This window comes from Paenibacillus sp. 1A_MP2 (assembly GCF_052244825.1).
In the GTDB taxonomy this organism is placed as follows: domain Bacteria; phylum Bacillota; class Bacilli; order Paenibacillales; family Paenibacillaceae; genus Paenibacillus; species Paenibacillus vandeheii.
The window spans coordinates 6,946,137-6,958,674 of sequence record NZ_JBQQCS010000001.1 but is presented as its reverse complement, the minus strand read 5'-3'; the positions used below and the strand labels follow the sequence as shown (position 1 = coordinate 6,958,674).

15 protein-coding genes are annotated in these 12,538 nt (G+C 48.5%); 13 read left to right on the top strand and 2 right to left on the bottom strand.

The genetic code is table 11. The features are described from left to right. The 12 genes from ACTWJ7_RS34285 to ACTWJ7_RS34230 all read left to right on the top strand — a co-directional run. Window positions 1-1,433 (top strand): phage tail protein (locus ACTWJ7_RS34285; RefSeq protein WP_443146321.1); only part of this gene is annotated, 1,433 nt, incomplete at its 5' end. Between the two features lie 12 nt (window positions 1,434-1,445). Next, window positions 1,446-1,805 carry a DUF6711 family protein gene (locus ACTWJ7_RS34280; RefSeq protein WP_285074761.1) on the top strand — a complete coding sequence of 120 codons (360 nt, stop codon included), beginning with the start codon at window positions 1,446-1,448 and terminating at the stop codon, window positions 1,803-1,805. Between the two features lie 4 nt (window positions 1,806-1,809). Then, the gene (locus ACTWJ7_RS34275) at window positions 1,810-3,852 is read left to right on the top strand and encodes a hypothetical protein (RefSeq protein WP_443146320.1); all 2,043 of its coding nucleotides are present in this window, start codon (window positions 1,810-1,812) and stop codon (window positions 3,850-3,852) included. Window positions 3,853-3,893: 41 nt separating this feature from the next. Beyond that, on the top strand, window positions 3,894-4,466 hold the full coding sequence (locus ACTWJ7_RS34270; RefSeq protein ID WP_443146319.1) for a stalk domain-containing protein: 573 nt from the start codon (window positions 3,894-3,896) through the stop codon (window positions 4,464-4,466). A 65-nt stretch (window positions 4,467-4,531) separates the two neighbouring features. Next, on the top strand, window positions 4,532-4,693 hold the full coding sequence (locus ACTWJ7_RS34265) for a hypothetical protein (RefSeq protein WP_443146318.1): 162 nt from the start codon (window positions 4,532-4,534) through the stop codon (window positions 4,691-4,693). Next, window positions 4,683-4,901, top strand: a complete 219-nt coding sequence (locus tag ACTWJ7_RS34260; RefSeq protein ID WP_301880045.1) for a hypothetical protein — start codon at window positions 4,683-4,685, stop codon at window positions 4,899-4,901. The genes ACTWJ7_RS34265 and ACTWJ7_RS34260 overlap by 11 nt, the downstream gene beginning before the upstream one ends. Continuing rightward, window positions 4,855-7,173, top strand: a complete 2,319-nt coding sequence (locus ACTWJ7_RS34255; protein ID WP_443146317.1) for a tail fiber protein — start codon at window positions 4,855-4,857, stop codon at window positions 7,171-7,173. Before ACTWJ7_RS34260 ends, ACTWJ7_RS34255 begins: the two co-directional genes overlap by 47 nt. A 5-nt stretch (window positions 7,174-7,178) precedes the next feature. Further along, the gene (locus ACTWJ7_RS34250) at window positions 7,179-7,448 is read left to right on the top strand and encodes a hypothetical protein (protein WP_443146316.1); all 270 of its coding nucleotides are present in this window, start codon (window positions 7,179-7,181) and stop codon (window positions 7,446-7,448) included. Between the two features lie 61 nt (window positions 7,449-7,509). After that, entirely contained in the window at window positions 7,510-7,650 is a 141-nt protein-coding gene (locus tag ACTWJ7_RS34245; protein WP_443146315.1) for a hypothetical protein, read from the top strand. Between the two features lie 91 nt (window positions 7,651-7,741). Then, window positions 7,742-8,137: a hypothetical protein gene (locus tag ACTWJ7_RS34240; RefSeq protein WP_301880940.1), complete on the top strand. Its 396-nt coding sequence runs from the start codon at window positions 7,742-7,744 to the stop codon at window positions 8,135-8,137. Between the two features lies 1 nt (window position 8,138). Further along, entirely contained in the window at window positions 8,139-8,411 is a 273-nt protein-coding gene (locus ACTWJ7_RS34235; protein WP_443146314.1) for a phage holin family protein, read from the top strand. Between the two features lie 81 nt (window positions 8,412-8,492). Continuing rightward, window positions 8,493-9,134: an N-acetylmuramoyl-L-alanine amidase gene (locus ACTWJ7_RS34230; RefSeq protein WP_443146313.1), complete on the top strand. Its 642-nt coding sequence runs from the start codon at window positions 8,493-8,495 to the stop codon at window positions 9,132-9,134. An 81-nt stretch (window positions 9,135-9,215) separates the two neighbouring features. Here ACTWJ7_RS34230 and ACTWJ7_RS34225 read toward each other — a convergent pair whose 3' ends face one another. Both ACTWJ7_RS34225 and ACTWJ7_RS34220 read right to left on the bottom strand, forming a co-directional pair. After that, on the bottom strand, window positions 9,216-9,542 hold the full coding sequence (locus ACTWJ7_RS34225; protein ID WP_301880937.1) for a type II toxin-antitoxin system HicB family antitoxin: 327 nt from the start codon (window positions 9,540-9,542) through the stop codon (window positions 9,216-9,218). Between the two features lie 84 nt (window positions 9,543-9,626). Next, entirely contained in the window at window positions 9,627-9,851 is a 225-nt protein-coding gene (locus ACTWJ7_RS34220; protein ID WP_301880936.1) for a type II toxin-antitoxin system HicA family toxin, read from the bottom strand. 617 nt (window positions 9,852-10,468) lie between these two features. Here ACTWJ7_RS34220 and iolD point away from each other — a divergent pair. Beyond that, a complete protein-coding gene (gene iolD / locus ACTWJ7_RS34215; protein ID WP_301880935.1) occupies window positions 10,469-12,334 on the top strand; it encodes a 3D-(3,5/4)-trihydroxycyclohexane-1,2-dione acylhydrolase (decyclizing) in 1,866 nt (621 codons plus the stop codon). Window positions 12,335-12,538 lie beyond the last annotated feature (204 nt).

Sequence of the window (12,538 nt, the reverse complement as noted above, 5' to 3'; positions counted from 1 at the left end):
CAGCCTTGCAAAGCCTACTGGATGGGACATTGAACCCGTTCACGGATTTCATGATGAACGACTTTGCAATCCCAGTATCTACGGTGCTTGCTGAGACGCTGGTACCCATTTTCACAGATACACTGGTCTGGGCCATTGACACGTTCACTAAGACTTTCACGAATGCAGTCAACCACATCAACGATCTATGGGACAGCACACTGAATCCGGCACTGGAGCAGTTCAGGGATTTGTTCTTGGATATCATTCCGCAGATCGGGAAATCATTTTCTGACTTGCTGAATGGTACGCTTAAACCTTTTGTGGATTATGCCTTGAATGACTTCATCATCCCGATTGCCGCGAAGATTGTTGATACGCTGGTACCTGTGTTTGCAGACACGTTGGTTTGGGCTTTCAAGGAAGCAGCCAACACGTTTGAATGGGCCGTCAAGCTGATCAATGACATTTACAACACGGTGTTGAAACCCGTCTTTGATCTGATTAAAAAAATTGTCTTGGATACGCTGGAGACGATCAAGGGCCTGTGGAACAAATACGGGGCCGAGCTACTTGCGAAGCTGACGGAGTTTATGGAGAACACGCGCAAGCTGTTCCAGAAACTTTGGGACGACATCCTGAAACCGATCATAGAGCCGTTCCTCAAAAAGCTGAATGAAATTTGGGACGGCACGCTCAAGGGAATCATCAAGCAAGTGGGCGAGGTGGTCATGAAACTGGTTAACGCCGCATTGGACATCTATAACAAGTTCATTGTTCCGTTGATCAGTTATGTCATAGACAAACTGGCTCCAGGCTTCACCAAGGGCTTTAACATCATACTGAACATCGTCACAACGGTCATCGAAAGCGTAGGCGGCATCATCAAGGGGTTGCTGAAAACACTTGGCGGCGTCATTGATTTTGTAGCGGGTGCTTTCACAGGTGACTGGAAGAAGGCATGGACAGGCGTAAAAGACATCTTTGGTGGGATATTCGATTCCTTGTATAGTCTTGTCAAAGCTCCATTGAACCTGATCATAGATGGCATTAACAAGGTCATCGAAGGATTCAATAGCTTGAGTGTAAGCATTCCTGAGTTTGAGGTCTTTGGTCAGAAGGTGGGCGGGGGTAACATTGGGGTACCACAGATCCCGAAAATTCCGAAGCTGGCAAAAGGCGGTTTGGCCTACGGGCCTACACTTGCTATGGTCGGGGATAACCGAGGGGCTTCCGTTGACCCCGAAGTCGTGTCACCGTTGTCCAAGCTTCAAGACATGATAGGTGGGAACAATCAGCCGATGGTGGAAATATTGCTCCTGATTTTGGACGCGATCCGAAACGGAGACAAACAGACCGTCATCCAGCTCAACGGTACGGAGTTGGGGCGTGCTACTGTGAGTGCAATAAACGATATTACAAGGCGTACAGGCCGTTCGCCATTAACGACATAGGAGGGATGCAGATTGGAAATCAAAATTAATGGTCAAGAGATTGCCGCTTATCCCTCCACGTACCAGGTGACGGTACTTGACTTGGATGACGCTAATTCATCGGTACGTACTGCAAACGGAACCTTGAACCGGGACAGGATAGCGGTCAAACGGCAGATAGACATGACTTGGGGGATGCTGACCTGGGCAGAAATGTCCTCCATCCTTCAATCCATGTCCAATGTGTTTTTTGACTGCACTTATCCAGATCCGATGACAGGGAAGCATGAAACTAAACGGATGTATGTCGGCAATCGGCCTGCACCGTTCAGTGTGATGAGTGGCGGCGTCATGTACTGGAATGGTCTCAAATTGACGCTGACAGAGAGGTGATGAGATGTATCCAATATCGCCGCTCTACACGGATTATTTAAGACGGCCAGACCGGGAATTCATTGTCAAGGCTCTGGTGGGCAGTGAGGAATACGATAGCAGTAGAATCGTGGATTTCAGTATTGAGAACAGTTTGAGTCTGACCGATGGCTTCCAGATCGGGACGGCCATTCCCTCCAAACTGACAATCAAACTCCGAACAAATGAGATCATCCCAGCGAATGCACGTATCGTGCCGTACCTGTCCCTGTCTCTGGCTGGCCTGACGTGGCTAGAAGCGCAGTACCCATGGCAAGACATGAATATCACTTGGACGGGCTCAGGGACGGACTGGTTGCCGCTGGGAGAGTTCTTTGTCGATGATCGGGAGAAGATCAATGATGTCTGGACGTACACCTGTTACGACAAGCTGGTTATGGCTGACGTGGCGTACATATCATCATTGACGTATCCGACCACACAAAGAGCGGTCTTCAACGAAATTTGCAACCGGCTTGGCTGGACGTATGACAGCAGCGTGGTGATTAATCCGGCCTATCAGGTGCAGGCAGGGCCAGCAGGGTACACCATGCGCCAAGTACTTGCCTATATCGCTTCTGCGAATAGCGCGAGTATTTTTATTGATAAGGCTGGCACATTGAAATTCAAGCGGTTTACGGCTGCTGAAGAACCTGTATTTGAAATGACGACAGCGGATTATGTGGTTGCCAAAATGACCAATCCCGTTAAGTCATATAGCCGTGTAGTGGTGACGTACAACACCGAGGATGGCTTGCAGTATGAAGCGGGTACCGGGGATGAGAACCATACCCTCTACCTGGAAAACCCGTTCATGACCCAATCGCAAGTAAACAACTTGCAGGCTGCGCTGAACGGCTTCTCGTATCTGCCTTTGACGATGGAAGCGCGGGGGTATCCTCAGTTGGAACAAGGGGATGTCATCGGGTTTGTACAGCAGGAAGGCAGTACCTGGATTGATACCGTGTCAACATGGGAAGATACCCAGATCCCATGGAATGGGCTTGTAGAGTACAAGTCAATCATCTTACACCAGGTATTCAGCTTTGCTGGTGGCTTGAAGATGAGTCTGGAAGCCACATCTGTTTCAGAGCAGCGCAGTGAATTTGTCGTAGAAGGCAGTCTAACGCAACAAGTGAACAAGCTGAATAAAGATGCGATCAAGGAAGGTAAGTCCTACTACGGGGCTACCATCACCCGTACTGAGGGGTTAATCATTGAGCGGGAAGATCATAAGAGCAAGGTCATACTGAACAGTGATAAGCTTTCATTCCAGGCTGATGGTCAAGACAAATTGTACTTTGATCCGGTTGCAGGCAAGTACAAATTCATAGGCACGTTGGAAGCTTCAGATGGTGTGTTCAGCGGAACAGTTTCCGGGGGGCGCATTGTGGGTGGAAGCATACAGATAGGCAACTCATTTTCCGTCAACGAGTCAGGCCATATGGTTGCGGTTGGCGGGGAATTTAGTGGCACGATCACGGCGGCGGTCATCACAGGGGGCCAAATTAATGGTGGTACCATCAATGGTTCAACCATCATTGGTTCGGTTCTGAAAACAGCCAACAGTGGTAGGCGCATTGAGATTGATACGGCTGGGTTCCGGTCCTATGATTCCAGTGGACGCAACCGGATACAGATGGCGACTACAGAGGATTCTTTGGCCGCTGCTATGATCTTTAGGGATGCAAACGGAACATCGGTGGGCGAGATTAATTCCTATTCGAATAGCGGCGTCCTGACGATGTATGGAAATAGCATCATAATTGGTTCGAACAACACATCTAACCCTATACGGATGCAAGGGGCAGTCACCTTTGCCGGGGCTACCTATTTGCGATCAGGTTCGATCTTTGGTATTAATATCTCCGACATAGTTGGGTTACAGTCTGAGATTAATGCAATATGGGCAGCGCTAAACGGTAAGGCTTCAAACGTTCATACTCACTCTGTTACTTTGCCTACGCACAACCACGGGCTTGCTAATGCTACAAATTGGGGCGGAACCTACCCAACTTCAACACCGTAGGGTATCATAATAGGAAAATAGCACCAATACGGAGGTATAGTATGAAGAAGTTTGCACACAAAGTTGCATATATTGCTGGAGGTATCATTATCGGCGTAGTTTTTTCGACATCAGCAGGGGCTTTTGCTGATACCGTTAAAAGCATGGTTGGCAAAAAGGTTACTGGTGAATACACAATTGTTGTAGATGGAAAGAAGTTGTCTGACAAAGGGGCGGTAATTGATTCGCGGGCAAACGTCCCAGCCCGTGCCTTGTCAGAAGCGTTAGGAGCTGATGTATCTGTGAGCGGGAAAACAATTAGTATTACATCAACATCGGATGGAAACACGATCGTAGATAGCACACCTTCTTCTCCATCTACCGAGACAAATAAATATATTGGTCAATCTAAATCAAGTCTAGAAGAACAGAAAAAAGTCATTGAAGATAGAATTTTGACACCAACTAGAGTGGGGAGAGAACAAGCGGTGCAAGGGCTTGAAGAAGCTAAAAAGACTGGGGACGCCGCAATTATTAAACTAGCAGAAAATAAACTCGCTGAATATGATGCAGAAATTTCCAAATATGAAGCGGACCTAAAACTGGTCAATGAAGCACTCGCAGCAATTAAATAATACCAACATTACAGAGAGTCCATATGCGTGGGCTCTTTTTTGTTGCCCAGAAAGGTGTGAACAGCATGGAGGAACAGCGATTACGCGAGATTATCCGTGAGGAATTGATTGCCCATGACGAACGGGTCAAAGGGGAAACGATTACGATCCGGGTCAATGATCAGATGAAAGCAACTATGCTTGGAGTCATCAAAAATATGAAGTGGGGTGCACCAGGTGAAAGTTAAGAAAGTGCTTGAACTGTCCGTAGACGTGACTGACATTTTCCGTGAGAGTCCTTTGGTGATCCGGGCCATGGTGGATACATTGCCCACGTTGGATTCACAAGTTGCGTTCCTTCGGGCTATTCACCAGGACGTTGAAACATTATTGAAAGGAGTTGTTACGAATGGCGAACCGGTACGCGAATCTGGAGGGCAGCAAAAAGATAAGTGAGGATTTCCCAAATATTAATATCGGCTTTGATCGTGTGCAGGCTGAAATGGACACCAAAGGTACGCCAGCAGATGCCCAAGCTAAAGCCGATGCAGCTAAGACGGCAGCCATTGCCGCTGCTGCTGCTGATCTGACGGCCCACAAGGCCCGCGGGGCAGATGAGCACCCGACAGCAAAAGGGAATGCGGCGGGATTCATGAGTGCGGCTGACAAGCTCAAATCAGATGCCAGCACTAGCGCTTCAACCCCTGACACTCTCATGCAACGTGACGAAGCAGGCCGCGCCAAGGTGACGGCTCCAATCGCAACGGATGACATTGCCCGGAAGGCAGAGACAGACGCCGTACAAGCCAATTTGGACAGCCATGCATCGGATACGAATATCCATGTAACAGCAGCGGACCACACAAAGCTAAACGGGATTGCTGCAGGAGCTGAGGTCAACCAAAATGCATTTGCAGTTATTAATGATGTGGAAGCTTCCAGCAAGTCCGATACGGTGACGTTTGAAGGCGGCACGGGCATCACGGTTACAACAGATCCCGAAGGCAAGCGGATTGTCCTGACGGCAACCGGGGAAGCAACGCCGGGTGCCCATGCATCGTCCCATATCACTGGTGGTACAGATGTTATCCCTGATGCTGTAATTGGCGGCTCCAGTGGCCTGATGAGCGGAGCCGATGCCAAGTTTGTCCGGCAGGATGGAGAGAGCAAGACAGGGGCGCAGGCGAAGGCAGATGCAGCCGAACAGGCAGCCAATGAGTACACGGATCAGAAGGTTGGGGAAATCGTCATTGATGATGCATCCCTAACGCAAAAGGGGATTACGCAGCTCTCCAGCGCTACCGGATCGGACAGCGAGTTCGAAGCGGCCACTCCTAAAGCTGTGAACACTGTCCGAAAGCAGGCGGATGCAAAGATTGGTAATCTATCCGAACTACAGACAACGGACAAGGACAACCTGGTCGATGCACTCAACGAGGTTTTTCAATCTGGCAGTGAGTTTAAGGGTGATATTGCAGATGCGATCACTGCCAAGGGTGTTCCAACATCTGCAACCGACAACAAAGTAACGTTCGTTCAAAATATCGAATCTATTGAAACGTCAACGGTGATTAACGGCCAGCAAAAACAATCCGTCATTTATGGTGAGGCACTGCAGGCTAATGATCCAGTCACTACGCAAGATTTTTTAATTAACAACACATCCATCAACGGCTATCCCACCGGGACTGGAAGAGCGGCATCTTGGACTCCAGACGGCATGTACCTAGCTGTGGCTCATAACGTTGCACCTTTCTTGGCAATTTACAAGAGTGTTGAGGGTGAATTTATAAAGCTAGCGAATCCAGCCGTACTACCGCCTAACACGGCAACGGATGCAGAATTTAGTTCAGACGGCAATTACCTTGCAGTTAGCCATGCCGAAGCACCATATGTGACATTCTATAAGCGTTCAGGAGATGTGTTTACTAAACTCGCGAATCCATCTATATCACCTGGGGGCACAGCATGGTCGCTTGCCTGGAGTCCAGATGGCTTGTATGTTGCAGTCGGCACTTCCAGCTCACCGTTTTTAACCATTTATAAAAGGTCGGGTGATGTATTTACCAGGAACCCACTTTCATTCAATACACCCCCTGGTACTAGTTACGGACTTGCGTGGAGTCCAGATGGAGTTTATCTTGCCGTTGCATGCGGGACAACTCCATTTGCCATAACGTACAAAAGATCTGGGGACACATTCACCAAACTAGGAGATCCGCAGATACTACCTAGTCCAAATCCACTCACAGTGGCTTGGCAACCGAATGGCTCTATTTTGGTTTTCGCTGGAACATCCTCGTCACTAGCACTCTACGAAATGTCGTCGTCTGATTTGCTTGTTAAATTACCGAATCCAGATGTGATGCCATCGGGTCCAGTGAGCGGCTCAGATTTTTCACCAGATGGAAAAATATTATCTATCGCTTATAGCGGTGGAGCTAATATTATGAGCTACAAGATATCAGACAAATCCAGCTATAAGTTGCCTGATCCTGCTGTATTACCTTCGGGCAACGGTGACGGAATTAGATATAGTCCAGATGGCAAGTATTTAGCTTTTGGATATGCGGCAAGTAACTTTTTGATGATCTATAGAACGGCACAAAAAGCTAGGAAGAGTGGTAATCTTCTAGCGGATTTAAAATTAGCAACTGCTGCTGGGTATGCATTAGAAAGCGGAGCTACAGGGGAAACCAAAGATATCATAACGCTATGGAGGGAATGAAAATTATGAGTAAATTCTATTTTCAGTTGGATGGAGATATTATCCGTGATGCGATCACATATCCGTATGAGGGTTACACGGAAGTTGAACTGGATACAACGTACTTGCCTGCTGGCATCAACGCAGGCTACTACCGTTTGCAGGATGGCGTGCCGGTTCTGGATCAGGCTCTCAAAGATGAAGTGGACAAGGCAAGCCGCCCAGTCGATTACGTAGAACTGGAACAACGGCTTACGGCAGCTCAAGGCCAGTTTGCCCAGAGAATGCCGAACTGAGACAGGCTGTTTCGGAATTGAGTTTAGTTCTGGCAGCGATCATGGGAGGAGGTGAGTAACTATGACATTTACGAAGGACAGCGGCTTGGTTAAAGTGTGGGTCAGTCTTGTGATGACTGGATCTTATGAGCTTAACCAAGTGCCGACATTGTTTAACTTGAAAACTGTCGTGACCGAAGTCGTTAATGGAACAGTAGCTTAACTAGCGTACCCAAGTGGTGCGCTTTTATTATGCCCTCTGGAGTGGTCAGAGGGCTTTTCAATATATTCAGATAGAGACGGGGGATTGGCGTATGGAAGCCATACCAGGAGGTGTACAGGACATGCAGGTGCAGGATGTAAATACGATTGTGGATTTGAAGGTTCAACTGGCACGGATCGAGGAAGCGCTGAAGCCGCTGGCGGCATTGGCTCCAGGTTTGGCCGAGGTTAGAGAAATTTCCAAAGAAGCCCTACAGGCGGCCCAGCAAATGACTCTTCGTATTATCGAGCTTGAAGCGGAATTGAAGAAGACAACCGATGTAGCCCATGAAGCCAAGCGCAATGCGGCCGATGCGCTGACACGTTTAAATAAGCATGACGAGGATCAAAAGTGGCTGAAGCGTACCGTGTATGGTGCGGCATTAACTGGATTGACTGGATTACTTATTGCAGCTGTATGGGCCGGAATTAAGTTAGGGGGAATGTAATGTGGAATGGGACATTATTCAAGGGTTGATTGATGGTAGGCTGCTGATCGTATTGGCAGCCTGCTGGGTGATCGGGTATGTATTGAAGTCAACGCCGAAGGTGCAGGATTGGACTATCATTTATATCGTTTCTGGTGTAGCTATTGTATTTTCTATCCTGATACTTGGTCTGAGTGTGGAGAGCGTGGTACAGGGCGTTCTAGTGGGCGCTGTGGCTGTTTACGGGAATCAGTTGGTGAAGCAGACGAAAAAGGGAGCTGGTACAGATGTTTAAAGTAGAGGTCGACGCGGGCCACGGAGGTAAGGACCCAGGCGGTTCGGGAAACGGTGTGTTGGAAAAGATATTGCTCTAAAGGTGTCACTCGGCATCAAGGAACGCCTGGAAGCTGATTACGAGAATGTACAGGTGCTGTTGACCAGATCCACGGATGTATTCTTGGAACTGAAGGAGCGGACAAATAAAGCCAATGCTGCTGGTGCTGACATCCTGGTATCCATCCATTGCAACGCTGGTGGCGGCAAGGGCGGGTTTGAGTCCTTTCGGTATACTTCGGCATCTAAAGAGAGTATCAAACTTCAGGATGCATTACACAAGGCAATCATGGCTAAGTTGGGCGGAATCGATCGAGGACAGAAGGCGCAGAACCTTCACATGGTCCGCGAATCCAAAATGCCGGCAGTCCTGACCGAGAACCTGTTTGTCGATGTGGCAGCTGACGCGGATCGGTTGAAGCAAGCGAGTGTAATTGATGCGATTATCGAAGGTCATGTCCAAGGGATTGCTACATACCTGGGGCTGAAGAGTAAGGGGAAGGAGGACAAGCCAGTAACACAAGAACGCGATATTAATGTGCCTAGTGGTTGGGCTAAAGAAACGTGGCAGGAATTGACGAAGAAAGGCTTCTTCGATGGCACAAGACCTGGCGCACCGATCACGCGCGAAGAAATGGCGATCGTGGTTGGTAGGGTATTGAAGTATGTTGACCAAAAAGGATAATTAAGGTAATATACAATTAAATCCGAAAGCATCGGTACAAAAGAGCCCTGTTAACCTTCAATGGTCAGCAGGGCTCTTTGTTTATCTACTCAATTTGTACAGGCAGTACTGATTTAACGACACATCTTCCGCAGCGGCCCGCTCCACCAATTGCCGGTGCAAGCTCCGAGGTACCCGAAGATTAAACTTCCCGCTGAACTTATCATCTCCGATAGGTTCAGGAATGTCGTCACCGTATTCCAGCTTTACAGCCAGGTAACCCTCCATTGCTTCCCGAACACTTTCGTAGGCTTCAGCAGAGGTATCCCCATTGCTCTGGCACCCATCTAATTCCGCAACAGTTGCGAAGAAATAATCACCGCTCTCGTCCTTAACGGGTCTGATTTGTATTGTATACGGGAGGGCCATGTAGTACGCTAAATCCTTCTTTTGGCTATGATTTGCCATTAATATTCGGCTAGGATATGATGAGAATTAAGGAAAGGGGAGGTGCTACTCCCCGATCCGGTCCAGTACGTCTTTGACGTATGCCGCCTTTAGTGGTTGTTCCTTTTTGATGGTTATCAAGTCTCCTGCTTGGTTCCGGAAATGGAAGTGCGAGCCGTTGCTTCTCACTAATCCATAACCGTGATGCCGGAGTACCTTGGCAACTTCATCATATTGAATACCACTGGGGCGGTCTTTCATTTTTCGGACCAATTTTTCTATCCTAGCCATATCTCACCTCCTGTTTATATAGTACCACATACAGTACCATTATACAAGAGGTTTATGCTCTTGATTTGGAACAATTCAGCTCTATTTTATTTTTTCGGCAGATGTGTTCCTTCTATTATAAAGGGGCAGTCATGGGGCAGTTGATTGTGTATTCAATGTTTGTACATGCTGGTCATGACTGCCCATAAGGTTTAAAAACGAGAGTTCATCTGTCTTTTGACTGTGTAAGACTACCGCGGAATAGGGTGAGAATCAGCCTTCCAAGCTAATAGCGTGGGTTCGATTCCCATCACCCGCTTTATAGTAAAACCAAAAGAGAGATGGTTCTTGCCATCTCTTTTTTGTTTTTTTTTACGTTTCCATCTGTACCTGAACACTCATTCCACTGCTAATAAGCACATCGGATCTCCTTATTAATAACGATGGATCGTATACAGCGACACATGCATAAGGTCGTTTTTTTAATCTTTATTTTGTAAACCGCTTACAAAAATATCTTGCCTAATCCTTCAGCCTGTAATACTATATCAATTAAGCGCTTAACCTTTAGGGGTAAAGTGCTTAAACTTAACGTAGATTAAGCGCTTAACCCGTAAAGGGAAGGGAGATGTCAATCCATGACAACAATTAGACTGACGATGGCTCAGGCACTGCTCCGATACCTGGATCAGCAATATATTTCGGTTGATGGGGTGGAAACGAAGTTTGTGAAGGGTGTCATTGGCATTTTTGGACATGGCAACGTAACGGGGATTGGAGAGGCACTGGAGCGTAGTTCAGGAAGTCTGACGTATATGCAGGGGAAAAATGAACAAGGCATGGTACATACGGCGGCGGCCTATGCCAAGCAGAAGAACCGTAGACAGATTTATGCCTGCACGACATCCATCGGACCAGGTGCACTGAACATGATTACCGCAGCTGCAACCGCAACGGTCAATCGGATTCCTGTTTTATTGCTTCCGGGGGATAACTTTGCCACGCGTGAACCAGATCCTGTGCTGCAACAGCTGGAGGTCAGTGGCGATTATACCATTTCAGCTACTGATCCGTTCAAAGCGGTCAGCAAATACTGGGATCGTATCGTGCGTCCTGAACAGCTAATGATTGCTGCCACGCAGGCGATGCGCGTGCTGACGGACCCGGCGGAGACGGGCGCGGTAACGCTGGCGCTGCCGCAGGATGTGCAGGCAGAGGCATACGATTACCCTGAATCGTTCTTCGCCCGCAAGGTGCATTACCTGGACCGTCGTCCTCCGGTCCAGGCGGCTATTGAACGGGCAGCGCAGCAGATTGCCCGTGGCAGGAGGCCGCTGATCATTGCTGGCGGCGGCGTGTTGTATGCCGAGGCGTCCGCGCAGCTGGCTGAATTCGCCGAGGCATATGGCATTCCGGTTGCCGAGACGCAGGCTGGCAAGAGTGCCTTGCCGTGGGACCACCCACTTAATGTGGGAGCCATCGGCGTAACCGGCTCGCTGGCTGCCAATAGGCTAGCCAGGGAAGCAGATGTGGTAATCGGCGTCGGTACACGTTTCTCGGATTTTACGACGGCGTCCCGGTCTGCTTTTCAACATCCTGAAGCGGCTTTCATTAACATTAACCTGAACGGCATGGATGCTGCCAAACTGGGTGGGGAAGCGATTTTGGCTGATGCACGGGAAGGTCTGCAAGCGTTGCAAACGGCTTTACAGAAACATCATTACCGCAGCGGTTACGGAACATCCGAGATCGCCGAACTGCGGGATGAATGGAACAGCGAGGTGGATCGGCTTTATGGACTGCAACACGAGGCTGGGCTGGCCCAGACCACTGCGGTCGGTGTCATTAACCGGACCATTGACCCTTCTTCTGTCATCGTGTGTGCTGCGGGAAGTTTACCCGGAGATTTGCACCGTCTGTGGCGTGCATCTGCACCAAAAACATACCACATGGAGTATGGCTTCTCCTGTATGGGCTATGAGGTAAGCGGGGCATTCGGAGCAGCTCTTGCCGAGCCTGAGCGGGATGTGTATGCCATGGTGGGTGACGGCAGTTACCTAATGCTGCATTCTGAACTGGTGACGAGCTTGCAGGAACAGAAGAAGATGACCATTTTGCTATTTAATAATAACGGATTCCAGTGTATTCACAATTTGCAGCGAGAGCACGGAAGTGACGGGTTCGGCAATGAGTTCCGCTATCGGGAATCGGAGAGCGGACGACTGACTGGGGATTACATGCCTATCGATTTTGCAGCTCATGCCCGCAGCCTTGGAGCCAAAGCCTATAAGGCAGAGACGACAGAACAATTAGAGCAGGCGCTAAGAGATGCACGGAATGAGACCGAAACTACATTGATTGAAATTCCGGTCGTTCCCGGAACCAATGCAGGCGGATATGAGTCGTGGTGGAATGTGGGTGTGCCAGAAGTATCTACGGAAGAAAAAGTGGTTCATGCTCACCACACGATGCAGGCAAACCGTGCCAAGGCTAAACTCATTTAATTGTGCATGCATGTGCATTAATCCAAGAGTATCTTCTAACCAGCATGATATAGATAGAAATGCTTCACTCGTGAATCCGTTGTATGGATCAGGTTGCTTTTTCCTCTAAATATCTTGCACCCAGGAGTGAGTTAATTCGAAATTATGCAAAATGCATCGTTCAGCACTCTGCACTGAATAATGCGAGAAATGTTGAATTATAAA

Bases quoted from the DNA above. Each gene is read 5' to 3' on its own strand.
- ACTWJ7_RS34275 (WP_443146320.1), top strand. From the start codon at position 1,810: ATGTATCCAATATCGCCGCTCTACACGGATTATTTAAGACGGCCAGAC.
- ACTWJ7_RS34270 (WP_443146319.1), top strand. From the start codon at position 3,894: ATGAAGAAGTTTGCACACAAAGTTGCATATATTGCTGGAGGTATCATT.
- ACTWJ7_RS34265 (WP_443146318.1), top strand. From the start codon at position 4,532: ATGGAGGAACAGCGATTACGCGAGATTATCCGTGAGGAATTGATTGCC.
- ACTWJ7_RS34255 (WP_443146317.1), top strand. From the start codon at position 4,855: ATGGCGAACCGGTACGCGAATCTGGAGGGCAGCAAAAAGATAAGTGAG.
- ACTWJ7_RS34250 (WP_443146316.1), top strand. From the start codon at position 7,179: ATGAGTAAATTCTATTTTCAGTTGGATGGAGATATTATCCGTGATGCG.
- ACTWJ7_RS34245 (WP_443146315.1), top strand. From the start codon at position 7,510: ATGACATTTACGAAGGACAGCGGCTTGGTTAAAGTGTGGGTCAGTCTT.
- ACTWJ7_RS34240 (WP_301880940.1), top strand. From the start codon at position 7,742: ATGGAAGCCATACCAGGAGGTGTACAGGACATGCAGGTGCAGGATGTA.
- ACTWJ7_RS34225 (WP_301880937.1), bottom strand. From the start codon at position 9,542: ATGGCCCTCCCGTATACAATACAAATCAGACCCGTTAAGGACGAGAGC.
- ACTWJ7_RS34220 (WP_301880936.1), bottom strand. From the start codon at position 9,851: ATGGCTAGGATAGAAAAATTGGTCCGAAAAATGAAAGACCGCCCCAGT.
- iolD (WP_301880935.1), top strand. From the start codon at position 10,469: ATGACAACAATTAGACTGACGATGGCTCAGGCACTGCTCCGATACCTG.